Consider the following 21,643-nt stretch of genomic DNA (forward strand, 5'->3'; position numbering starts at 1 on the left):
ACCACGTTCCGAGAGCTCGGGGTGCTCCCCGAGATTTGCGACGCGCTCGACCGCGCCGGCATCACGACCCCCTTCGCCATCCAGGAGATGACCCTCTCCGTCGCGCTGATGGGCACCGACCTGATCGGCCAGGCCCGCACCGGCACCGGCAAGACCCTCGCGTTCGGCATCCCGGTGATGCAGCGCAGCGTCGCGCCGTCCGACCCGGCGTACGCCGACCTGCCGCAGGGCAAGCCGCAGGCGCTCATCGTCGCGCCGACCCGCGAGCTCGCGCTCCAGGTCTCCAGCGACCTCTCCATCGCCAGCAAGGACATGGGCCTCCGCGTCCTCACCGTCTACGGCGGCGTCGGCTACGACACCCAGCTCGACGCCCTCGAGTCCGGCGTCGACATCGTCGTCGGCACCCCCGGCCGGCTGATCGACCTGGCCAACCGGCGCGCGCTCGACCTCTCCCACGTGCACGCGCTGGTGCTCGACGAGGCCGACGAGATGCTCGATCTCGGCTTCCTGCCCGACGTGGAGCGGATCCTGCGGATGACGCCCGAGACGCGGCAGACGATGCTGTTCTCGGCCACGATGCCCTCCGCGATCGTCTCGCTGGCCCGCATCCACATGCGGCACCCGATGAACATCCGCGCCGAGTCGTCGTACGACACCTCGATGGTGCCGGCGACCGCGCAGTTCATCTACCAGGCCCACGACCTCGACAAGCCCGAGATCATCGGCCGGATCCTGCAGGCCGAGGACGCGGAGAAGATCATCGTCTTCACGCGCACCAAGCGGCAGTCGCAGCGGATCGCCGACGACCTGGCCGAGCGCGGCTTCAGCGCCAGCCCGCTGCACGGCGACATGGCCCAGGTGGCCCGTGAGAAGGCGCTGGCGAAGTTCCGCGAGGACAAGATCCGGGTGCTCGTCGCGACCGACGTCGCCGCCCGCGGCATCGACGTCCGCGGCGTCTCCCACGTCATCAACTACACCTGCCCCGAGGACGACAAGGCCTACGTCCACCGGATCGGCCGCACCGGCCGCGCCGGCGCCTCGGGCATCGCGATCACCTTCGTCGACTGGGCGGACCTGCACCGCTGGAAGATGATCAACAAGACCCTCGACCTGCCCTTCGACGAGCCGGTCGAGACCTACTCCACCTCCGAGCACCTCTTCCACGAGCAGGGCATCCCGCCGGGCACCAAGGGCCGCATCGTCGACCCCGCGCCGGTGGAGCGGAAGCCCCGCGAGGACCGTGGCGGCGACCGTGGTGGCCGTGGCGGCAGCGGCGGCGGCCGGGGCGAGCGCTCCGGCGACCGTCCCGCGCGCAACCGCAGCCGCAGCCGCACCCGCTCCGGGGACGACGTCGAGGCCGCGCCCGCGGCGTCCACGGCATCCACGGCGCCCGCCGCCGATGCTCCTCCCGCCGCGGACGGCGAGCGCCCCGCCGGCGCGACCCGCAACCGCCGGCGCCGGCGCCGCTCCTCCGGCGGCGGTGGCGAGCAGTCCGGGACCCCGGCCACGGCCTGACCCAGCTCCGCACGCGCAGACGTCATACGACCCGGTGGCAATTGCCGCCGGGTCGTATGACGTTCCCGGGCCGGTTCGCGGGACGTCATACGACCCGGTCGCTATCACCGCCACCTCGTATGACGTCCCGCCGCGGGCGCGCTACGCGGTGACGACCACCGTGGTGCCCAGCGGCGCGAACTCCCACAGCAGCCGGGCGTCGCTGCGGCGCTGGCGGATGCAGCCGTGTGAGCGCGGGGTGCCGAGCTCGGCGAAGGTCTGCACCCGCTCGCCGTCGTCGACGGGGATGTCGTGGAAGCCGATGGCGGCACCGGAGGGACCCCGGGTGAACCGGACGAAGTACTTCATCGTGCCGGAGTCCTCGATGCCGACGGCGTCCTCGGAGCGGGAGTAGACCTCGAACGTGCCGGGCTCGAGGTTCTCGTAGATGCTCCCCGAGACCTCATAGGTACGGCGGACCCAGTCGCCCGGCTCGACCAGCCAGACGCGTTGCCGCGACTCGCTGAAGACCACTCGCCGGCCCGCGCCCGACTCCGGGGGCAGCGCCACCTCGGCCGCCTTCGCCGCCTTCGCCGACTCGGGCGGCGTGCTGCGCGAGAGGGTGACGCCGCCCTGCTCGGGGATCTCGGCGTCCGGGGTCTCCGGGGCCTCCGGCGTCGGCTCGCGCGTCGGCTGCGGGGAGGCCACCGCTCCCCCGACGTCGGCGGCGGCCGAGCCGGCGTCGTCGGCGGGCAGCACGCCGGTGCCGCCGAGCACCGCGATCGCGGTGACCGCCAGGGAGACGCCGAGCACCGAGATCCGTCCGTAGCGGGGCCGGGTCCGCGTCGCGCGGTGCCTGCTCACGGCAGGCTCACGCCTTCGACCTCGCCTTCGACCTCGTCGTCGACGCGCGCGGCGCCGGGGGGCGCTGCGCGCGGAGCACCAGGTTGGCCGCGACCTCGCGGTACGCCGCGGCGCCCTTGCTGCTGCGGCTGGTCGCCAGGATCGAGCGGCCGGCGGCGGGGGCCTCGGCGAACTTGATGGTCTTCGGGATCGGCGGCTCCACGACCTCGAGGTCGTAGGTCTCCGAGATGGTCTCCAGGACCGTGCGGGCGTGGTTGGTGCGGCCGTCGTACAGCGTGGGCAGCACGCCCCACACCTCGAGCCCCTTGTTGGTGAACCGGCGTACGTCGTGCACGGTGTCGAGCAGCTGGCCGACGCCGCGGTGGGACAGCGTCTCGCACTGCAGCGGCACCAGCACGCCCTGGGCGGCGGTGAGGGCGGCGACGGTGAGCACGCCCAGCGACGGCGGGCAGTCCAGCAGGACCCAGTCGTAGTCGTCCCCGAGGTCCTCGACGACGGTGCGGATGACGTGCTCGCGGCCGGTGCGGGTCAGCAGGTCGGCCTCGGCGCGGGCGAGCTCGATCGTCGCGGGCAGCAGGTCGACGCCGTCCTCGGTCTCGAGGATCACCTCGGCGGCGTCCACGCCCCTGGTCAGCACGTGGTGCACCGAGACCTCGAGGTCCTCGGGGTCGATGCCGAGCGAGAACGTCAGGCACGCCTGCGGGTCGAGGTCGACGAGCAGCACCGAGTGGCCGAGCTCGGCGAGCGCGGCACCGATCGAGGCGACCGAGGTCGTCTTGGCCACGCCGCCCTTCTGGTTGGCGATCGCGAGTGTCGTCGTCATCGGGGACATCATGCCGGATGTCGCGGGCCGCCGTCGGGAGGAGGCACTGCTTGACTGACCGCATGTCCACGCCCCCCGCCGGCACGCCCGGCACCGCCCTCGTGACCGGCCCCACCGCGGGCATCGGCCGCTCCTTCGCCGAGCAGCTCGCCCGCCGCGGCCACGACCTCGTCCTCGTCGCCCGCGACGCCGCCCGCCTCGAGGAGGTGGCGGCCGTCCTGCGCGCGTCGTACGGCGTCGCCGTGGAGGTGCTGCCGGCCGACCTCGCCGACCGCGAGGCGCTCCGGACCGTCGAGGACCGGCTGCGCGACCCGGCCCGGCCCGTCGCGCTGCTGGTCAACAACGCCGGGTTCGGGCTCAAGCACCGGTTCCTCGACAACGACGCCGACGCGGAGACCGCGATGCTCGACGTCCTGGTCACCGCCGTGCTCCGCCTGAGCCACGCCGCCCTCGGCCCGATGGCCGAGCGCGGCAGCGGCGGGGTCATCAACGTCTCCAGCGTCGCGGCGTTCCTCCCCCGCGGCACCTACTCCGCGGCGAAGGCCTGGGTGAACTCCTTCAGCGAGTGGGCGGCGCAGGAGTACCGCGACCGCGGCGTCACCGTGATGGCGCTCTGCCCGGGCTTCACGCGCACCGAGTTCCACGCGCGGATGGACGTCGCGCAGGGCTCGGCGCCCGACTTCCTGTGGCTCGACGCCGACGACCTGGTCGCGCAGGCGCTCGCCGACTTCGACCGCGGCCGGGTCTACTCGATCCCCGGCGCGCAGTACAAGGTGATCACGGCCGCCGCCCGGATGGTGCCCAACCGGGTGCTGCAGCGGTTCCAGTCCCTCGGCCGAAAGTGAGCCGGCGGCTGAGCCGGCGACCCTAGGGCCGGACCACCGACGGCGTGGTGCGCCCGGACGCCGCCGACGCGGCCGCGGCGAGCTCGAGGAGCCGCGCGTACTCCTCGGGGGCGGTGGTGTTGACCCCCAGGTCGTGCCCGGTCTTGCCGAGCCCGTGGTGGTCGCTGGACCCCGTGACGACCAGCCCGAGGTTGCGGGCGATCGCGCGCAGCTCCGCGCGCGCCGCGGCGTCGTGGTCCTCGTGGTCGACCTCGATCCCGGCGAGGCCGGCCTCCTGCAGCCGGGCCAGGTCGGCCTCGTCGTGCCGGTGGACGCTGCGCCCCCAGGGGTGCGCGATCACGCTGACGCCGCCGGCCTCCGCGACGTACCGGATCGTGGTGAGCAGCGGGGCGGCGTACCGGTCCACGTGCGCGGGGCGTCCGGCGCCCAGGTAGCGGTCGAACGCCTCGGTGCGGTCGGCGACGGCGCCGCGGGCCACGAGCGCGTCGGCGACGTGCGGGCGACCGGTGGCCTCGGTGCCGACGGAGGCCAGCCGGACGTCCTCGTCGTCGATCTCCACGCCGAGCGCGCGGAGCCGCTGCAGCATCATCGGCACCCGCGCCCGACGTCCCTCGAGGACGGCGGCGAGCTGCTCGACGAGCGGGGGGTACGTCGGGTCCGGCAGGTAGGCGAGCAGGTGCACGCCCCGTCCCTCGTGCCGGGTGCTGATCTCCATGCCGCGGACCAGCTCGACGCCGGTCTCCTCGGCCGCGGCGGCCGCCTCGGCCCACCCGGCGGCGGTGTCGTGGTCGGTGATGGCGAGCACGTCGATCCCGGCCGCCGCCGCTGCCTTCACGAGCCCGGCCGGGGTGTCCGTGCCATCGCTCGCCCGGGAGTGGGTGTGGAGGTCGATGCGCACCCGTCAAGCCTAGTGAGGCGGTGGCCCCGCGGACGATTCGGTGACCCGGCCCACCCGGGGCTCACCAGGGCGGGCGGGGGCCCGCGAACGGCAGCTCGACCAGCGGCGGGCCCAGCCCCGAGACGTCGCGCAGGATCCAGTCGTCGCGCAGCAGCAGGATCGCCGAGGCGGGCCGGAGCACCAGCCACAGCCAGCGCCCGCCGGCCTCGCCGGCCACCACGGAGCGGTCCCACTCCCCCGCCCCGCGGCTGGTGGAGACCGGCCACAGGCGCACGACCTGGCTGGAGATCCGCACCTGCACGGTGGGCGGGCCGTCCCCCACCTCGGGGCCCGGGTCGGGGTGCCCGGTGCCGGCCACCCGCGCCCCCAGGCCGGTGCCGGGCTCCTCGGCCACCACCATCACGTCGACCGGCCCGTCCAGCTCGCTGGTGCCCGAGCAGCAGGTCATCGTCGCCCGCGCGCGCCCCGGCCCCCCGACCACCGCGACGTCGGTGACGCTCCAGCCGGGGCTCAACGGCCACGGCAGGTACGTCGGGAAGTCGCCGGCGCGGACCAGGTGCGCGGCGAACGCGTCGTACGCCGCCTCCGCCGGCCGCCACAGCGGCGCGACGGCACCGTGCTCGGGGCAGGAGAACGTGCCGTCCTCGCCGATCGGCGCGACCGGCGTGGCGCACCGCGGGCAGCCGGCGTCGGCGCCGCGGGGGGACGGCTGCTCCGGGAGGTCGTCGGGCATGGCTCCCACCGTGGGGAGAACCGCGGGTCCCGTCAAGAGTTCCAGCGCAGGACGACCGGGCTCTCCCGCTCCTCGCCGAGCACCGAGACCGTCGCGGTGTCCAGCCGGAACAGCCGGCCGTCGGTCACCGGCAGCCCGAGCCACCGGGCGGTCAGGCCGCGCAGCGAGTGGCCGTGGGCGAAGACCAGCGTCGGCCCGTCGACCGACCGGGCGCGCGCGACCACCCGGTCCAGCCGCGCGGAGACCTCGGCGGCGCTCTCCCCGCCGGGGACGTCGTGGGTCCACACCGTCCAGCCGGGCACCGTCTCGCGGATCTCCGCGGTGGTCACGCCCTCGTACTCGCCGTAGGCCCACTCCACCAGGTCCTCGTCGACCTCGGCGTCCGGGAAGCCGGCGAGCTCCGCCGTACGCCGGGCGCGCTGCCGCGGGCTGGTGAGCACCTGCGCGAACTCCACGCCCGCCAGCCGCTCGGGCAGCCCGCGGGCGACGTCCTCGCCCTCGGGGAGCAGCGGGAGGTCGGTGACCGAGGTGTGCCGGCCGTCGCGGCTCCACTCCGTCTGTCCGTGCCGGACCAGGTACAGCTCGTCGCCCATGCCCTCAGTCTCACATCGGTCCATCGGGCGACGGCGCTCGGTCAGACCTCCCCGAGCACGACCACCCGGTCGCCCGGCCCGACCACCACGGTCTCGGACTTCGGCGGGTTCAGCACGACGCCGAACTCCGCGCCGTCCTCGCCCAGCGCGGCCGACTTCAGCCCGATCGCGGTCTCGCCCCGCCGGACGGCCCCGGCGACGACGGTGGCCCAGCTGACCTCGCGCCCCGGCACGACGTACCACTCTGCCGGCCGCAGGTAGATCTCGCTGCCCTCGGAGCCGAGCAGCTCGCCGAAGACCGCCTCGAGGCGCTGGTCCTCGGAGAGCTGGGTGACCAGCAGGCTGGTGATCTCGCCGCTGACGACGACGTCGTCGATGTCGGCGACCTGCGCGAGGACCCGGTTGCGGTCGTCGAGCATCTCGCTCACCACGGGCGGCTGCTCCGCGAAGCGGGACAGGATGTCGCGGACGTGGAGCAGGGTCACCAGGGTGCGGGCGTCGGCGGCCTGGACGTCGAGGTCGTCGGAGTAGCAGAGCACCAGCACCTGGTCGAGGCCGTCGACGACGTGCTGCTCCAGGACGGTCCGGTCGGTGGTCGACGCCTGGACGACGGTGACCGCGAGGTGCTCCAGCGCGGGGAGCACCGGGGTGCCGTGGGCGGTGAGCACCGTGAGCGTCGAGCCCGGCTCGGCGTAGTGGTCGAGCTCGCGCAGCACGATCGGCGCGCGCTCGTTCCAGCCGATCAGCACCGCCGCGGTGGGGTGGGCGTCGGTGCCGGTCCCGGTGCCGAGCGCGCCCAGGTCCGGCCGGGTGGCCGCGCCCACGGGCGAGGTGAGCACGCTGTCGTCCTCGGCGAGGACGACCAGGGTCCGCGCCCCGACGACGGTGTCGGCCGGCGGGTTGAGCTTGGCGCCGTCCTCGCCGACCAGGCCGATGACGGTCGCGGCCTCGAAGAACAGCTGCGCCTCGCCGTACGTCACCCCGGCGAGGCCGTGGTCCTCGACGAAGTAGACCTCGTCGCCGTCGTAGTCGAACAGCTCGGTGTAGACCGCGGCCGCGCCGGACTGCCGCGAGGTCTGCACCAGGAGCTTGGCGACGGTCTCGCGGATGTCGAGCAGACCGGTACGTCGCGCGCCGACGAGGCGGGCGGCCGCGAGGTTGCCGGGGTCGCGGATCTCGGCCACGATCCGGGGCCCCGAGTCCGGGTCGGGCGCGCTGTGGTTCAGCGCGAGGAGCGTCTTGATGACCTCGGCGTCGGGGTCCCCGGAGTCCGGGGCGAGCAGGATCACCGAGCGGGCGGTCGACGGCGAGGCGACGGCCAGCTCGTCGAGGTCCATCGGGGAGCCGGAGCGGCACACGATCCGGGTGCCGCGGCGGTCGGGCACCTTGGCCGCGAGCTCGTCCTCCATCTCGACCTTGTCGCGGTCGGCCAGCACCACCACGACCGGCCGGCGACGGCTCTCGTTGGCGATCGTGAGCTCGCGGACGATCGTGAACACCGCGTCCGACCAGCCGAGGATCACGGTGTGGTCGGACTCCAGGACGATGGACCGGCCGCGGCGCAGCTCGGCGAGCTTGGCGTCGATGCCCGCGGCGATGACGCCGATGAGGGCGCTGACGATGAACAGCCCGCCGATGGTCAGCAGCAGCATCGTCACGATGAACTGCCACGACCGTCCGGTGTCGCCGGCCACGGTTCCGGGGTCCAGGGCGTGCAGCAGGCTCTGGAACAGCTCGGCGAAGAAGCCCTCGCCGGTGGAGCGGTCGCCCTCCCGCAGCCCGAGCGCCATGGTCAGCAGCGAGAACACCACGATCAGCACCAGGGTGGCGGCGCTCAGCCAGGCGATGAGCGCGGGGGTGCCGCGGGACATGCTGTTGTCGAACCAGTAGCGCAGCCGGTCGCCGAGTCCGGAGCGCGGCCCCGCGCGCCGCCGGGCCGGTCCCCCGCCCGCGCTCTCCCGGACCGCCTGCGCGGTCCTCCTGCGCAGCTGCTCCCCCGTGCGTGCCATGCGGCGTGTGCTCCCTCGTCCCGGTCCCGGCGAGGATCGTCGCGCATGTCCGCCCCCTGCGGGGGCGGTTCGCCCTAGGTTCGACCCATGCAGCTCACCCGGGCCCGCGCGGCCGTGCTCGCCGCGTTCCTCTCCCAGGGCCTGGTCTTCATCAGCCTGACCACCCGGCTGCCGGACTTCTCCGACCGCTGGCACCTCTCGGAGGTCGAGCTCTCCGGCCTGTTGCTGATGATGGTCCTGCTCGCGGGAGCCGGGTCGTTGCTCGCCGAGCGGCTCGCGGGCCGCCGAGACAGCGCGACCGTGCTCCGCGCAGGGCTGCTGGTCTCCGCGGTCGGGCTGCCGGTGCTGAGCACGGCGGGCGAGGCGTGGGTCTTCGTCGCCGGCCTCGCGGTGTACGGCGTGGGGCTGGGCGTCGTCGACGCCGGCACCAACATGCAGGCGGTCGCCGTCGAGCACGCCCACGGCCGCCCGATGCTGCCGTCCTTCCACGGCGCCTGGACCCTGGGCGGGGTCGTCGGCGCCGCCGTCACCCTCGCCACCGCCGGCCTCCCGCTGGGCGCGACCGCCGTGCTGGCCGTGGTGCCGGCGGTCGTCGCGCTGGCGCCGTTCCTGCCCCGGGACCCCGGCCCGGTCACCGCCCCCGGCCTGGACCCCGAGGCGGTCGCCGTCCCGTGGCGGCCGATCCTGCTGGTCGGGCTCGGGATGGTCGTCTTCTACATGGTCGACACGGCCGCGGCGACCTGGGGACCGGTCTACCTCGACGACACCTTCGACACCCCCGACGGGCTGGTCGCGCTCGCGACGCTCCCCTACCTCGTCGCCAGCGGGATCACCCGGCTGGTCGGCGACCGCGTCGTGCACCGGTACGGCGCACCGCCGGTGCTGCGCGCCGGCGCCCTGGTCGCGGCCGCAGCGCTCGCCGTGGTCGTGGTCGCGCCGACGTGGCCGGTCGCGATCGTCGGGTTCACGGTGCTCGGCGCCGGGGTCGCGGTGATCGCCCCGTTGAGCTTCTCGGCCGCCGCACGGATCGCGGGCGCCGGGCTGGACCCCGCCGTGCGCCAGGCGCGGGTGGACGCGGTGGTGGCGCGGTTCAACCAGCTCAACTACGTCGGCGCGCTGCTCGGCTCCGTGCTCACCGGGCTCGTGGGCTCGGGCTCCCTGCGGGTCGGCTTCGCCGTCCCCATGGTCCTGGTGCTGGCGATGGTGCCGCTGGCGCGCGCGTTCGCGCCCGCCGCGGCACCGGCGCCCCGGGCGGCTCAGCCCTCCTGAGGGCCGGGCCAGTTCTTGTCCGGCTGCGGCACCGGCCGGCCGGGCTGCTCGCCGCCGCGCGCCTCGAGGTAGCTGTCCTTGGGCACCATCACCTTGCGGCGGAAGATGCACACGACCTTGCCGTCCTGGTTGTAGCCGACCGTCTCCACGTGCACGACGCCGCGGTCGTCCTTCGAGGTCGACTCCCACTTGTCGAGCACGCGGGTCTCGCCGTACAGCGTGTCGCCGTGGAAGGTCGGCGCGACGTGGCGCAGCGACTCGATCTCGAGGTTGGCGATCGCCTTGCCGGAGATGTCGGGCACCGACATGCCGAGCAGGATCGAGTACACGTAGTTGCCGACCACGACGTTCTTGCCGAACTGGGTGGTCTCCTCGGCGTAGTTGCTGTCGAGGTGGAGCGGGTGGTGGTTCATGGTCAGCAGGCAGAACATGTGGTCGTCGAACTCGGTGACCGTCTTGCCGGGCCAGTGCTTGTAGGTCGCACCGACCTCGAACTCCTCGTAGCTGCGACCGAACTGCACCTGGACTCCTTGACGACTCGGGGACGGCGACCCGGACATCCTGCCCGGGTGCCGTCCCCTCGTCACTGCTGCCGCCGCGTGGGCTACCTCACGGGGCCGGGGCGCAGAGCCGCTCCTGACCTCGTGCCTCGGTCAGGAACCGCCTCCGCCCGCCTTCCGCCGGTGCATCTTCGGGCCGCCGCCGACGACCTCCGAGCCGTGCGCCTTCTCCTTGACCGGGCCGTCGTGCGGTACGCCGCGGTCGTTGGCCTGCTTGCGTTCGAGCGCCTCCCGCATCTTGGCCTTGAGGTCGTCGTTCGCGTCCTGGCCGGTCATGGTGCCTCCCGAGTCGTCGTGCGTGAGGCACCAGCCAAGCACGGACGGCGCAGCACGTCGACGGCAATAGGGCCTAGTCGCAGCGGGTCGGCACCCCGTGGCCGGCGGCGGTGCCGAGGACCCGGCGCTCGCCGCCGGGCCAGGTCTGCAGGACGACGAGGAACTCGTGCGGCGCGCCCGGCCGCGGCCGCTGCGGCTCGAGCTCCAGGTGGGCGAACGGCGCGGACGGCGTCGCGGCGGCGCCGAGCTCGCCGATCCGGGCGGTGACCGCGGCCTGCTCCTCGCCCGGGAGGTACTGCCACATCACGCTGTGCCAGAGCACCGTCGTCGCCCCGTCCGCGGGCTCGATCGAGTCCACCAGCTCCGAAGCGCCCTGCCGCCGCACCTCGTACGGCACCCGGGCGGCCAGGTCCAGGGCGCCGCGGAGCCGCTCGTGCCGGTGGAGCTGGTCGGGCCAGACGTACGCCGTCAGCGTGAGCCGCCCCTCGGTGGAGCGCGGGTCGACCGGCATCACGTCGCTCCCGACCCGCTCCACGATCCTGGGCTCCCCCCTGGGCGCCGGCCCCGTCCACGCGGGCCGGAGGACGACGGGGCTGGCGGCCGGGCCCCAGGCGGAGCCGTCCTCCGCGACGTACCGGTAGTGGTCGGCGAGCAGCAGCAGCCCGGCCGACGAGCCGATCTCGAAGAGCCGCACCGGCCCGCCGAGCGTGCGCAGCCCCGCCATCAGCGCGGTGGCGCGGCCGACCTCGTTGGTCTGCGGCGGCCGGTCGAGCCACTCGGCCACGGCGCCCGGCTGGTCGGCGAGCAGGTCGCGGAACGCCGTCCACCCCGCGTCCGGCTCCCAGGTGCCGCCGACGCTCGGGTAGTACGCCGCGAGGGCGCCGGCGCGGCGCTCGAGCACCAGCCGGTGCACGCTGCCCAGCAGGCGCAGCGCGACCGCGTCCGGCCCCGGCGCGTCGCGGTGGTCGGCGAGCAGAGCGGCCGACGGTCCCCCGGCCTCGAGGTCGTCCGCGATCCGGTCGCAGAGCCCGGCGTACATCGGGGAGCCCAGACGCGCGCAGCCGCCCGCCTGCTGGCGGACGGCTGCGACGAGGTCCATGCGATCAGCCTTCGAGGTCAGCCCTTGAGGGCGTAGTCCTTGAGCAGGCTGCGGCCGATGATCATCTTCTGGATGTCGCTCGTGCCCTCGCCGATCAGCATGAACGCCGCCTCGCGGTAGAGCCGCTCGATCTCGTACTCCTTGGAGTAGCCGTAGCCGCCGTGGATCCGGAAGGAGTCCTGGACGACCTCGTTGCAGTACTCCGCGGCGAGCATCTTGGCCATGCCGGCCTCGACGTCGTTGCGCTCGCCCTTGTCCTTGAGCCGGGCGGCCTTGACCATCATCGCGTGGCTGGCCTCGACCTTGGTGGCCATCTCCGCGAGCCGGAACAGGATCGCCTGGTGCTGCGCGATCGGCTTGCCGAAGGTCTCGCGCTGCTGGGCGTAGGCGATGCCGAGCTCGAAGGCGCGGTTGGCGATGCCGCAGGCGCGGGCGGCGACGTTGACGCGGCCGACCTCGACCCCGTCCATCATCTGGTAGAAGCCCTGGCCGGGCTCCCCGCCGAGGACCTGCTCGGCGCCGATCCGGTGCCCCTCGAAGACGGCCTCGGTGGTGTCGACGCCCTTGTAGCCCATCTTGTCGATCTTGCCGGGGATCGTGACGCCCTGGGCGGTCTCGCCGAAGCCGGGCTCCTTCTCCACCAGGAAGGTCGTCATGTTCTTGTAGACCGAGTCCGCGCCCTCGTCGGTCTTCACCAGCACCGCGATCAGGTTCGACGAGCCGCCGTTGGTCAGCCACATCTTCTGGCCGGTGATCTCGTAGCCGTCGTCAGTCTTCGTCGCCTTGGTCTTGATCGCCGCGACGTCGGAGCCCAGGCCCGGCTCGGACATCGAGAACGACCCGCGGACCTCGCCGGTGGCCATCCGCGGCAGGTACTTCTGCTTCTGCTCCTCGGTGCCGTGCTTCATCAGCATGTAGGCCACGATGAAGTGGGTGTTGATCACGCCGGAGACGCTCATCCAGCCGCGCGCGATCTCCTCGACGCACAGCGCGTAGGTCAGCAGGGACTCGCCCAGCCCGTCGTACTCCTCGGGGATCATCAGCCCGAAGATGCCCAGCTCCTTGAGACCGTCGACGATCTCCTGCGGGTACTCGTCGGCGTGCTCCAGCTCGGTCGCGACCGGCAGGATCTTCTCGTCGACGAAGGTGCGGACGGCCTTGAGGATCTCCGTCTGGTCCTCGGTCAGTCCGTCGGTCTCGCAGAGGCGACCCATGGTCTCCCTTTCGGTGGTGTGGGCGGTACGGCGCAGACGTTACCCGTCGGTAGGCGCGGCAACCATGACCCATTTCACGCCGTCGCCGCCGTACGCCCTGGCGTATCCTCCCAGCATGCATCCCCTGCGCACGGTCCTCAGCCTCACGGCGGGTGCAGCCCTGCTCCTGGGTGCCGCCGGCTGCGGCGAGGACACCAGCACCGGGGCGACCGACGAGCCCTCGGGGTCGTCCTCCGCGTCACCGACGTCCGACCCGTCCGCCGACGCGCTCCCCTCCTGCGAGTCCGTCTGGGTGGAGGGCGCGGACCTCCCGAAGGCCTACGACGGCTGCGCGGCGGACGGGACGACCGTGCCCGTCGAGATCGTCGAGTGCTCCTCGGGCCAGCGGATCGTCACGTACGATGACCACTACTGGGCACTGCGGGGGCACCGGATCGGCCACGCCCCTGCCGGGCTCGACGAGGACAAGGCGTACGCGCGCGTCCTCTACTCCTGCCGCGCATGACCGGTCCCACCGGTCCCCGATGTTAGGCTCGCGCGGCCCACGGCGACGACGCCAGCACACTTTCTTGGGGAGCACCCGCATGTCACGCGCCCGCCACTCGGCGACGATCACCCTCCTGTCGGTCATGTTGACCTTCTCCTTCCTGGTGCCGGCGAGTGCCGCCGAGGCGGCCTCCGCCCGCACGACGGGGTCCACGACCGCGGCGAGCACCACGGCCACCACGACCACCGCGAGCACCGCTGCCTCCGCCCTCGCCGCGGACCGCCGCGGCGACAAGGGGAAGAACAAGAAGCGGTACCGGGTCCGGCCCGGCGTCACCTTCAACAGCGCCCTCGGCACCGTCGCCAAGCGCCGCGCCATCATCAGCAAGATCAACTCGGCGATCGCGCACACCGGCAAGGGCCAGCGGATCCGGATCTTCAGCTGGAAGATCTGGACGCGCCGGCGTGACCGCCCTGCTCAACGCCCAGAAGCGGGGCGTCAAGGTCCAGGCGATCATGGACAAGAAGAACACCATCGTCGAGAACAACCCGCACTTCTGGCGGCTGCGCAACGGCCTGAAGGCCGGCAACAAGGGCAAGCCCCGCGCCCGGCGCAGCGCCGCGATGCTCTGCGACCACTCGTGCCGCGGCAAGGGCGGCGCCGCGCGCACTCCAAGTTCATGCTGTTCAGCAAGGCCGGCAAGTCCCGCCACGTCTACATGAACTCCTCGGCCAACTGGGGCGACGCCGCCGCGAACCTGCAGTGGAACGACATGTACACCTTCGTCGGCGACCGCAGCATCTACGACGCCGCGGCGAGGGTCTTCGACGAGGCCTGGCGCGACAAGCCGGTCAAGGGTCCCTGGTTCGAGCACTCGACCGACGGCGGCAGCGTCGTCGTGGCCTGGGCGCCGACCGACTCCAAGTCCCGCAAGCGGGACCGGCTGCTCAACACGCTCCGGAAGGTGAAGTGCCGCGGCGCCGCCCGCGGCGCGGGCAACGCCAACGGACGCACCGTCATCCGCTCCGCGCCCGACGTGATCCGCGGCGAGCCCGGCATGACGGTCGCCCGGCAGATGCGGCGCCTCTGGAACGCCGGCTGCGACGTCAAGATCGGCTACACGGTCATGGGCAAGGACGTCTCGAAGCTGCTGCGCGGCCCCGGCCCGCGGGGTCCGGTGCCGCTGCGGCACCTGACCCAGGACTTCGACGGCGACGGCGTCTTCGACCGCTACTTCCACCTCAAGGCGTACACGGTCAACGGCGTCATCGGGAAGAACAAGAAGGCGACCTGGATGAGCGCCGGCTCCTCGAACACCTCCGGCCTGGCCCTGGTCTCCGACGAGGCGTTCACCTACTTCATCAACCGTCCCGGCATCACCAAGCGCTACCAGAACCACATCAACTACTGGTTCGACCACTTCCCGCAGTCCTCGCCGACCTCGCGCCTCACCGCGCGTCGGGTGGCGTCCGGCGAGGTCGACCCGTACGCGAAGATGGAGATGGACTGAACGGCGTGACGGCGCGCGTTCTCCACCTCCACATCGGCCTGCAGAAGACCGGCACCTCCTACCTCCAGCGGATCTTCTGGGACTCCGTCCCGGAGCTGTCCCGCCAGGGCGTGGACCTGGTGCCCGGCACCAAGCTGGGCACCTTCCGGCTGATGCTCGACGTCCGCGGGCGGTTCAACCCCGCGATCGACCCGCCCTCGGTCGGGACGTCGGTCGAGCGGCTGCCCGATCAGCTGCGCGGCGCGGCCGGGGACGCCCTGCTCTCGCAGGAGAGCCTCGCCACCGCCACCTCCGAGCAGATCGAGCGGCTCCTGGCGGCGACGGCGGACCGCGAGGTGCGGGTGATCGTCACGCTGCGCGACCTGGGCCGGCAGATCCCCTCCGCGTGGCAGCAGACGCTCCAGACCGGCAAGTCCGAGCCGCTGGGGCGCTACGTACGGCGGCTGCGGTCCACCCAGGGCACCGACGCCAAGATGTGGGCCACCATGGACGCCCCGGCGATCCTCGAGCGGTGGCGCAAGCACGTCCCCGCCGACCAGATCACGGTGGTCACCGTGCCTCCGGGCGGATCGGCGCCGCGGCTGCTCCTCGACCGGTTCTGCAGCGTCCTCGGCGTCTCGGCCGACGAGCTCGTGGTCGACCCCGGCGCCCGGGGGAACCGCAGCCTGCGCGCGGAGCAGGCCGAGGTGCTGCGGCGGGTCAACCGCCAGCTGCCGCCGGAGTTCAAGCGCCGCAACGTGTACGGCGACCTGGGCAAGCGGTACTTCGCCGTCAAGGTGCTCGGTGACGACTCCGGGACCAAGATCCAGCTCCCCGACGACCTGTACGACTGGACCTCGGAGGTCTCCCAGCAGCACGTCGCCCACATCCGCGACGGCGGCTACCGGGTGGTCGGCGACCTCGACGACCTGCTCCCCGTCCGGTCCGACTTCAGCACCGAGCCGGTCCGGGTCTCCCACAAGGCGGTGGCCGAGGTCAGCACCCGGGTGATCACCCAGCTGCTCGTCGACCGCATGGAGGACCGGAACCGCGAGGCGCAACGGCCGGTCCCCGCCGCACCCGCACCCGCGGCCGCCCGGCCGACCGGCCGGCTCGCGGGCGTCGTGGACCGCTTCCGCCGCTGACCGGGCTCAGTAGGTGCGACCCAGCACCTTGAGGTACTTGCGGTAGGACCGGTCGTACCTCCGCATGCTCGTGGTCACCGTGGCCCGGGACACGGTCCGCTGCTTCGGTCGCAGCGACGACCGGCCCAGGTCGGAGTCGGCCACCAGCGTGAACGCCGGCGTCGCGCCGGCCTGGCTGATCAGGAGCACCGTGGGCTTGAGGAAGGCGCGCGGGCGGCGCCGGGCCTCCTTGGCCGACGACGGCCAGGCCCGGCCGGACTTGACGAAGTAGCTCGATGCCCCGGAGTTGCGTCCGAGGAGCGTGCGGAGCTCCTTCTCCTGGGTCGAGAGGTCCCGGCGTCCGGTGATCACGGTGACCTCGGCGCCGCGCTCCTTGGCGGCCGCGAGGGCGCGCAGGAGCGCGCCGCCACGGATCTTCTCGCTGGCGACGTGGATGGCCTGGCCCGGCGGCGTGGCCTCGATCGCCCGGAGCTGGAGGGACCGGATCGCGAAGCGCTCGGCGGCGGTGCCGCGGGAGTCGGAGACCACGGTTCCGGCTTCGAACGCCGGCGGCGGCTCCGCCGAGGGCTCCGAGGGCTCGGAGAGCATCTGCAGGCGGGCGACGACCATGCGGTGGTCGGAGTTCAGGACGACGGGGTACTGCTCGTCGACGAGGAACCGGCCGTCCGGACCGAGGAAGACGTAGTCGATCGTGCCGCCGCGCCGGTGCGTGACGAACGAGGACCCGGTCATGTCGAAGGTCGAGGCCAGGCCGGCGGCGGCCAGGAACCTCGGCTGGTAGCGGTCGCTGCGGTAGCCCATGTTGAAGTCCCCGCCCAGGATGACCGGGCCGGACGTGCCGAGCTCGAGGGCCAGGTCCCGCAGCCGCCGGAGCGAGGGCACCAGCAGCTCGGCGGTGTCCTTGTTGTTCGGCGCGATGTGCGCGCTGATCAGCGAGACGCGCTGCCCGTCGGCGGCGGCGAGCGTCACCCAGTTCGCGTAGCGGACGCCGACCATGCCCGGCTTGTTCCGGAACTTCTTCGGACGGTCGCTGATCTTCGTGGTCCCCTGGTTCACCGCGGTCCACGTGTCGGTGCGCCAGACGACCGGCGCCCATCCGGTCCGGGGGCCGGGGGTGCGGAACATCGCGTACCCGGGGGGCGCCAGCAGGGCGTCGTCGCGCCCGTGGACCTCGTTGAAGGTGATCAGGTCGGGCTGGGTGGCGAAGACTGTGGCCACGTCGGCCTGGAACTTCGCCTTGCTCAGGTCCTTGGAGATGTTGGCCTGGACGACCGTCACGGGCCGGTACGTCGTGTCGGCCTGGCGCGCCGAAGCGGCGACGACGGCGGGCGTGGCGCCCCCGACGACGAGGGCCGCCACGAGCGCCGCCCCGAGGGCCATGCGGTACGACGCGGCGCGGGCCCGGCGGTCGGATCTCATCGTTGGGTGCTCCCCTTCAAGGGCTCGGTGCGGCCTAAACACATAGATCACACCAGTCACATTCGTCCCAGGGCAAGGCAACGGGAGTAACTACAGATCTGTAATTCGGGATCCGGCTCCGGGACCCTCAGGAACCGGCGTCCTCGAGCAGCCGCAGCGCTCGTCCCACGGGCTCGGCCAGCGCCTCGGCGTACTCGACCGTGATGTGGTCCTTGTCCCGCATCGGCACGTAGTGCCCGATCACCGCGGGGCACTTCCCGTCGGCGCAGAACCAGCGCCGCGCGTTGAGGAACTCCGCGCCGGCCCCGGTGGCGACGCGCCCGAACTCGAGCTGGTCCCGGTGCGTCCCCGGGCTCGGCGTGAACAGGCAGCTGCCCAGGTCGGCGTCGCGCTCCGAGAGGCAGACGCCGGGCACCCGCGGGAGCGTCGGCAGGTCTCCGAGGAGCACCACCCGCCCGGCGGACTCCCGGAGCTGCTCGATCTCCCAGGCCAGGCCGTCGAGCTCGTCGGGCAGGGCCCGGGCGGAGTAGGCGCTGTTCGCCACCACGACCAGCTCCGGGTCCAGGGCGGCCACCTGCTCCCGGGTCCACTCCTGGAAGTCCTCGCACGCCGTCCACTGCGCGCCGGTCCCCGGCTCGGGCCGGCTGTCGCGGTTCGCCGGGCACCCGGCGTACACGAGGTGGTAGACGGCGTAGCCCGCGGTCTCGCCGATCCGGGTGAACGTCGGCCCCCACGCCCGGGCGTGGGAGTCGCCGACCACGACGATCGAGCGGTCGGAGTCCGGCGTGCCGGTCGGGCAGAGCCGCCGCATCCCCTCGCGGTAGTCGCAGTCGCCGAGCGGGGCGATCGAGGTCCGGGCGGCTCCCAGCGCCGGGGCGAGCGACCCCGGCACCGGCCGGCCGTCCTCGGCGGCCAGGACCGACGCCTCGACGATCGCCACGGCGGGGTCGTCGCTCAGCTCCGCGCGGGCGAAGTCGGACACCTCGACACCCGGGTTGTCGGCGAGGTCGGCGAACCGGTCGTCGACGTAGGTCTGCCCGCCCCAGGCGGTGCCGCCGACGAGGACGAGGCTCAGCGGGTAGAGGAGCACGGCGCGGCGCGGGGGCCGCCACCGGACGCCCCGGCGGAACGGCTCCTCCACCAGGTAGAAGGTGGCCGCGCTGAGGGCGAAGGTCACCACGAGGGCGACCAGGACCTGCGACAGGCTCAGCCGGCGCCCCCAGTGCTCGTGGGCGAGCTGGATGACCGGCCAGTGCCACAGGTAGAGCGAGTACGACCAGGCGCCGACCAGCAGCATGGGACGCCACGACAGCAGCCGCGACAGCAGCGAGCCCTGGCCGGCGGCGGTGCTGCCGGCCGCCAGCACCAGCGCGGTCCCCAGGACCGGCACGGCGGCCGCGGTGCCGGGGAACGGCGTGCCCGCGTCGAAGGTCAGGGTCGCGAACCCGACCATGGCCAGCCCCACCCAGCCGAGCGTGGCGGCCTGCCAGGGGCGGATCGGGGAGGGCGTGCCGCCCCAGCCCCGGACCAGGATGGCGACGAGCCCGCCGACGCCGAGCTCCCACGCGCGGGCCGGCGTGGAGAAGTACGCGGCGGTCGGGTTGTCGGCGGTGTGCAGGACCGACCAGACCAGCGAGGCCACGGTGAGCACCAGGACCGGTACGGCGAGGTCCCGGGTCCGGACTCCCCCGCTCCGGCGACGCCGCGCCAGGAGGGCGGCGCCCGCCAGGAGCAGCGGGATCACGACGTAGAACTGCTCCTCGACCGACAGCGACCAGAAGTGCTGGAACGGCGAGGGCGGGTCGTCCGCGGCGAAGTAGTCGGTCTCCACCGCGGCGAACCGGACGTTGGAGGCGAAGAAACCCGCCCAGACGGCGTCCTTGACCACCTCCTGCGCGCGGACCAGCGGCAGCACGTAGACGGCCAGGGCCGTCGTTGCCACCAGGACGACCGTGGCCGCGGGGAGGATCCGGCGGGCTCGGCGGGCGTAGAAGCCCAGCACCGAGATCCGCCCGGTCCCCTCGGCCTCGCGCACCAGCAGGCCGATGATGAGGAATCCGGAGACGACGAAGAAGACGTCGACCCCCACGAACCCACCGGCGAACCTGCCGAATCCGGCGTGCGCGACGATGACGAGGAGGACGGCGACGGCGCGGATGCCCTGGATGTCACCGCGAAAGTCGGTCCGCTCCCGCAACGACGCCCCTCTCTGAGAGCGGGTCCCGGTGTTGTCCGGCGTCCCCGTTCGGTCGGTTACTCTACCCACATGACGCAGCCCACACCGAGCCCCCAGCACGGTGGCCGGCGGAGGCGGGACCGCGTCGCGAAGCTCTCCGAGCCGCTCCTCATCACGCTCATCGGCGTCACCGTCATCGCCCTGTGCGTGCTCACCGCCGTGATGAGCCGGTCCTCGACGCCGGCCGCCGACCTGAGCGCCGCCGAGCCGACCCCCGCCCGCACCACGTCCACCACGTCCACCACGCCGCCGCCCCAGTCGGTCGTCCCGGGGGCCGAGGTCGAGGTCGTCGAGGCGCCGGCGAAGGAGAAGCCCGCCGCGCCCGCGAAGACCGCCGGGAAGCCCGGCGGCGGCGCCCAGGACGGGCAGGACGAGCTGCGCGACGAGGTCGAGCGGATCGCCTCCGAGGCGCCGGCCGTGGTCCGCGTCGGCAGCTTCAACATCCTCGGCTCCCAGCACACCGCGCCCGGCGGCACCAAGGGCGGCGGCTGGCCGAGCGGGGCCGCCCGGCTCCCCGGCACCATCGAGCGGATCCGGGCCCACCGGGTCTCCGTGGTCGGCCTCCAGGAGGCGCAGCCCGAGCAGCTGGCCGGCATCGTCACCGGCACCGGGTTCGCCGTCTACCCCGGCCCCGACGCCAACCCGCTCGACCGGGTGAACTCGATCATCTACGACCCCGCGGTCTGGGAGGCCGTCTCGGCGACGACGTTCCCGATGTCCAACGGCACCGGCTACCGGCCCCAGCCGGTGCTGCGGCTGCGGCACATCGCGACCGGCCGCGAGGCGTACTTCATCAACGCCCATCCCCCGGCCGGGCACGACCGGGCGACCGTCGCGAAGCGGATCGAGAGCATGGGCCGGATCGTCTCGGTGGTCAACGGGCTCAAGCCCGAGGGCCTGCCCATCATCATCACCGGCGACATGAACGACCGGGAGCCGTTCCTCCAGCGCGTGGTCCGCCCCGCCGGCCTGGTCCCCTCGCTCGTCCAGCCGGGACCCATCTCGGTCGACTGGGTGGTCGGCACGCCGGACGTCACGTTCAGCGAGTACACCCGCGACACCTCGACGGTGAGCCGCCGCATCAGCGACCACTTCTTCATCGCCGCGACGGCCACCATCGGCGCCACCGGCTGACCGCACGCTCGGCAGGACCCTCGTCGCCCCGGCGCGCGGTCCGGAGCTCGCGCACGTCCCCGAGCAGCACGGCGACCAGCTCGGTCGCCACCTCGGCCACCTCGGTGTCGGTGACCGAGTCCGGCGTACGCCGCGGGGGCAGGCTCGCCGGGACCTGCAGGTGGGCGACGTCCCCCACCACGTCGAAGGGCCGCGAGGCCAGGTAGGCCAGCGCGGCCTCGCCGCGCGCCCGGCAGTCCTCGACCTGGTCCGGCAGCGGCCAGAACGGCTCGCCCCGGCGCGGGACCAGCCGCTCGTCGGCGAGGAACGAGCGGATGTAGACGCCCTTGTCGAAGGCCCGGTTGAACGACCCCAGGTGCTGGTTGACCCGGCGCAGCACCTCCGCCTCCACGACCCCCATCGACTCGTTCGGGAACGACTGCGAGGTGTCGTAGGCGTCGGCGTCGAGGCCCACGACCCCGGCGAACCGGCGCCAGATGTCGTCCCGCGGGGCGCTGCGGTCCAGCGGCAGCACGTGGATCCGCTCGGGCGGCACCGCCTCGGACCAGCGCTCGAGGACCAGGCGCAGGTCCAGGGCCCGCCAGTTCCAGGTGTCGCTGGGGCGGTCGGACGTCGTCCGCCCGTAGTCGGCCATCGGGGTGGTGGAGCGGTTCTTGAGGCTCTCCTGCCAGCTGGCGGTGAACAGCCCCAGGGGCTCGCGGGCGGTCACGACCAGGTGCACCTCGGCGGGCGCGAGGTCGGCCACCGCCCGCTGCGCCTGCTCGGCACTGGCGGCGGCGAAGAACTCGTGGGAGATCAGGCCGTCCTGCGGCCAGCTCGCCAGGTCCTCGCGGATCCGGTCCCAGGCGGTGAGCTCGCGCTGGCTGCGCCGGCCGCGCCGGCCCTCCTCCCGGACGACCCGGGAGGCCCACAGGTGGTCGCGGCGCTCCCGCCCCGGCAGCAGGACCCCGTCGCGGCGCATCTGGTCGGGCGCGGCCCAGCAGATGGTCTGCAGGTAGGTGGTGGCCGTCTTGGGGAGTCCGATGTGGAAGTAGACGGACCGTGCCATCAGAGGCC

The 21,643-nt window shown here is 73.3% G+C and carries 21 protein-coding genes; 8 read left to right on the plus strand and 13 right to left on the minus strand.

Annotated elements, in window-relative coordinates; genetic code table 11:
- The first annotated feature begins 21 nt into the window (after positions 1–21).
- Positions 22–1,515, plus strand: coding sequence for a DEAD/DEAH box helicase (locus tag H4O22_RS13920; protein WP_182523977.1), 1,494 nt, complete (start codon positions 22–24; stop codon positions 1,513–1,515).
- A 141-nt stretch (positions 1,516–1,656) separates the two neighbouring features.
- On the opposite strand, the gene H4O22_RS13925 is transcribed toward H4O22_RS13920, so the two are convergent.
- Complete coding sequence (locus tag H4O22_RS13925; RefSeq protein ID WP_182523978.1) at positions 1,657–2,358, minus strand: L,D-transpeptidase; 702 nt, start codon at positions 2,356–2,358, stop codon at positions 1,657–1,659.
- 7 nt (positions 2,359–2,365) lie between these two features.
- Complete coding sequence (locus H4O22_RS13930) at positions 2,366–3,181, minus strand: ParA family protein (RefSeq protein WP_182523979.1); 816 nt, start codon at positions 3,179–3,181, stop codon at positions 2,366–2,368.
- Between the two features lie 62 nt (positions 3,182–3,243).
- On the opposite strand from H4O22_RS13930, the gene H4O22_RS13935 reads away from it, so the two are divergent.
- Positions 3,244–4,026 (plus strand): SDR family NAD(P)-dependent oxidoreductase, encoded by a 783-nt coding sequence (locus tag H4O22_RS13935; protein ID WP_182523980.1) that lies wholly within the window; start codon positions 3,244–3,246, stop codon positions 4,024–4,026.
- Between the two features lie 22 nt (positions 4,027–4,048).
- On the opposite strand, the gene H4O22_RS13940 is transcribed toward H4O22_RS13935, so the two are convergent.
- From H4O22_RS13940 to H4O22_RS13955, 4 genes are all read right to left on the minus strand, one after another.
- Positions 4,049–4,924 (minus strand): PHP domain-containing protein, encoded by an 876-nt coding sequence (locus tag H4O22_RS13940; RefSeq protein ID WP_182523981.1) that lies wholly within the window; start codon positions 4,922–4,924, stop codon positions 4,049–4,051.
- A gap of 61 nt (positions 4,925–4,985) precedes the next feature.
- Entirely contained in the window at positions 4,986–5,657 is a 672-nt protein-coding gene (locus H4O22_RS13945) for a DUF6758 family protein (protein ID WP_227465456.1), read from the minus strand.
- Positions 5,658–5,689: 32 nt separating this feature from the next.
- Complete coding sequence (locus H4O22_RS13950) at positions 5,690–6,250, minus strand: histidine phosphatase family protein (RefSeq protein WP_182523982.1); 561 nt, start codon at positions 6,248–6,250, stop codon at positions 5,690–5,692.
- 41 nt (positions 6,251–6,291) lie between these two features.
- Positions 6,292–8,259 (minus strand): CASTOR/POLLUX-related putative ion channel, encoded by a 1,968-nt coding sequence (locus H4O22_RS13955; RefSeq protein ID WP_182523983.1) that lies wholly within the window; start codon positions 8,257–8,259, stop codon positions 6,292–6,294.
- Positions 8,260–8,346: 87 nt separating this feature from the next.
- Here H4O22_RS13955 and H4O22_RS13960 point away from each other — a divergent pair, with 87 nt between their 5' ends.
- Positions 8,347–9,528 carry an MFS transporter gene (locus H4O22_RS13960; protein WP_182523984.1) on the plus strand — a complete coding sequence of 394 codons (1,182 nt, stop codon included), beginning with the start codon at positions 8,347–8,349 and terminating at the stop codon, positions 9,526–9,528.
- Here H4O22_RS13960 and H4O22_RS13965 read toward each other — a convergent pair.
- The 4 genes from H4O22_RS13965 to H4O22_RS13980 form a co-directional block, all read right to left on the minus strand.
- Complete coding sequence (locus H4O22_RS13965) at positions 9,516–10,049, minus strand: MaoC family dehydratase (protein WP_182523985.1); 534 nt, start codon at positions 10,047–10,049, stop codon at positions 9,516–9,518. The genes H4O22_RS13960 and H4O22_RS13965 overlap by 13 nt on opposite strands.
- Positions 10,050–10,181: 132 nt before the next feature.
- Positions 10,182–10,364, minus strand: a complete 183-nt coding sequence (locus H4O22_RS13970) for a DUF5302 domain-containing protein (RefSeq protein ID WP_182523986.1) — start codon at positions 10,362–10,364, stop codon at positions 10,182–10,184.
- Positions 10,365–10,437: 73 nt separating this feature from the next.
- The gene (locus H4O22_RS13975; protein ID WP_182523987.1) at positions 10,438–11,463 is read right to left on the minus strand and encodes a DUF2332 domain-containing protein; all 1,026 of its coding nucleotides are present in this window, start codon (positions 11,461–11,463) and stop codon (positions 10,438–10,440) included.
- A gap of 17 nt (positions 11,464–11,480) precedes the next feature.
- Positions 11,481–12,677 carry an acyl-CoA dehydrogenase family protein gene (locus tag H4O22_RS13980; RefSeq protein ID WP_182523988.1) on the minus strand — a complete coding sequence of 399 codons (1,197 nt, stop codon included), beginning with the start codon at positions 12,675–12,677 and terminating at the stop codon, positions 11,481–11,483.
- Between the two features lie 115 nt (positions 12,678–12,792).
- Here H4O22_RS13980 and H4O22_RS13985 point away from each other — a divergent pair, with 115 nt between their 5' ends.
- The 4 genes from H4O22_RS13985 to H4O22_RS14000 all read left to right on the plus strand — a co-directional run bounded on the left by H4O22_RS13985 (position 12,793) and on the right by H4O22_RS14000 (position 15,798).
- Positions 12,793–13,182, plus strand: a complete 390-nt coding sequence (locus tag H4O22_RS13985; protein WP_182523989.1) for a hypothetical protein — start codon at positions 12,793–12,795, stop codon at positions 13,180–13,182.
- A 446-nt stretch (positions 13,183–13,628) separates the two neighbouring features.
- Positions 13,629–13,886 carry a hypothetical protein gene (locus H4O22_RS13990; RefSeq protein WP_182523990.1) on the plus strand — a complete coding sequence of 86 codons (258 nt, stop codon included), beginning with the start codon at positions 13,629–13,631 and terminating at the stop codon, positions 13,884–13,886.
- A complete protein-coding gene (locus H4O22_RS13995; RefSeq protein ID WP_182523991.1) occupies positions 13,844–14,674 on the plus strand; it encodes a hypothetical protein in 831 nt (276 codons plus the stop codon). Before H4O22_RS13990 ends, H4O22_RS13995 begins: the two co-directional genes overlap by 43 nt.
- A 5-nt stretch (positions 14,675–14,679) precedes the next feature.
- On the plus strand, positions 14,680–15,798 hold the full coding sequence (locus tag H4O22_RS14000) for a hypothetical protein (RefSeq protein ID WP_182523992.1): 1,119 nt from the start codon (positions 14,680–14,682) through the stop codon (positions 15,796–15,798).
- Positions 15,799–15,804: 6 nt separating this feature from the next.
- Here the strand turns inward: H4O22_RS14000 and H4O22_RS14005 are convergent, their stop codons facing one another.
- Both H4O22_RS14005 and H4O22_RS14010 read right to left on the minus strand, forming a co-directional pair.
- Positions 15,805–17,217: an endonuclease/exonuclease/phosphatase family protein gene (locus tag H4O22_RS14005; protein ID WP_182523993.1), complete on the minus strand. Its 1,413-nt coding sequence runs from the start codon at positions 17,215–17,217 to the stop codon at positions 15,805–15,807.
- Positions 17,218–17,344: 127 nt separating this feature from the next.
- The gene (locus H4O22_RS14010; protein WP_182523994.1) at positions 17,345–19,414 is read right to left on the minus strand and encodes an acyltransferase family protein; all 2,070 of its coding nucleotides are present in this window, start codon (positions 19,412–19,414) and stop codon (positions 17,345–17,347) included.
- A 69-nt stretch (positions 19,415–19,483) separates the two neighbouring features.
- Here H4O22_RS14010 and H4O22_RS14015 point away from each other — a divergent pair, with 69 nt between their 5' ends.
- Positions 19,484–20,587 (plus strand): endonuclease/exonuclease/phosphatase family protein, encoded by a 1,104-nt coding sequence (locus tag H4O22_RS14015; protein ID WP_182523995.1) that lies wholly within the window; start codon positions 19,484–19,486, stop codon positions 20,585–20,587.
- On the opposite strand, the gene H4O22_RS14020 is transcribed toward H4O22_RS14015, so the two are convergent.
- Positions 20,550–21,635: a hypothetical protein gene (locus H4O22_RS14020; RefSeq protein ID WP_182523996.1), complete on the minus strand. Its 1,086-nt coding sequence runs from the start codon at positions 21,633–21,635 to the stop codon at positions 20,550–20,552. The two genes, H4O22_RS14015 and H4O22_RS14020, sit on opposite strands and share 38 nt — an antisense overlap.
- Between the last annotated feature and the right edge of the window lie 8 nt (positions 21,636–21,643).

This window comes from Nocardioides dongkuii, assembly GCF_014127485.1.
Taxonomy (GTDB): domain Bacteria; phylum Actinomycetota; class Actinomycetes; order Propionibacteriales; family Nocardioidaceae; genus Nocardioides; species Nocardioides dongkuii.

Bases quoted from the DNA above. Each gene is read 5' to 3' on its own strand.
- H4O22_RS13930 (WP_182523979.1), bottom strand. From the start codon at position 3,181: ATGACGACGACACTCGCGATCGCCAACCAGAAGGGCGGCGTGGCCAAG.
- H4O22_RS13935 (WP_182523980.1), top strand. From the start codon at position 3,244: ATGTCCACGCCCCCCGCCGGCACGCCCGGCACCGCCCTCGTGACCGGC.
- H4O22_RS13945 (WP_227465456.1), bottom strand. From the start codon at position 5,657: ATGCCCGACGACCTCCCGGAGCAGCCGTCCCCCCGCGGCGCCGACGCC.
- H4O22_RS13950 (WP_182523982.1), bottom strand. From the start codon at position 6,250: ATGGGCGACGAGCTGTACCTGGTCCGGCACGGACAGACGGAGTGGAGC.
- H4O22_RS13955 (WP_182523983.1), bottom strand. From the start codon at position 8,259: ATGGCACGCACGGGGGAGCAGCTGCGCAGGAGGACCGCGCAGGCGGTC.
- H4O22_RS13960 (WP_182523984.1), top strand. From the start codon at position 8,347: ATGCAGCTCACCCGGGCCCGCGCGGCCGTGCTCGCCGCGTTCCTCTCC.
- H4O22_RS13970 (WP_182523986.1), bottom strand. From the start codon at position 10,364: ATGACCGGCCAGGACGCGAACGACGACCTCAAGGCCAAGATGCGGGAG.
- H4O22_RS13975 (WP_182523987.1), bottom strand. From the start codon at position 11,463: ATGGACCTCGTCGCAGCCGTCCGCCAGCAGGCGGGCGGCTGCGCGCGT.
- H4O22_RS13980 (WP_182523988.1), bottom strand. From the start codon at position 12,677: ATGGGTCGCCTCTGCGAGACCGACGGACTGACCGAGGACCAGACGGAG.
- H4O22_RS13985 (WP_182523989.1), top strand. From the start codon at position 12,793: ATGCATCCCCTGCGCACGGTCCTCAGCCTCACGGCGGGTGCAGCCCTG.
- H4O22_RS13995 (WP_182523991.1), top strand. From the start codon at position 13,844: ATGCTGTTCAGCAAGGCCGGCAAGTCCCGCCACGTCTACATGAACTCC.
- H4O22_RS14005 (WP_182523993.1), bottom strand. From the start codon at position 17,217: ATGAGATCCGACCGCCGGGCCCGCGCCGCGTCGTACCGCATGGCCCTC.
- H4O22_RS14015 (WP_182523995.1), top strand. From the start codon at position 19,484: ATGACGCAGCCCACACCGAGCCCCCAGCACGGTGGCCGGCGGAGGCGG.
- H4O22_RS14020 (WP_182523996.1), bottom strand. From the start codon at position 21,635: ATGGCACGGTCCGTCTACTTCCACATCGGACTCCCCAAGACGGCCACC.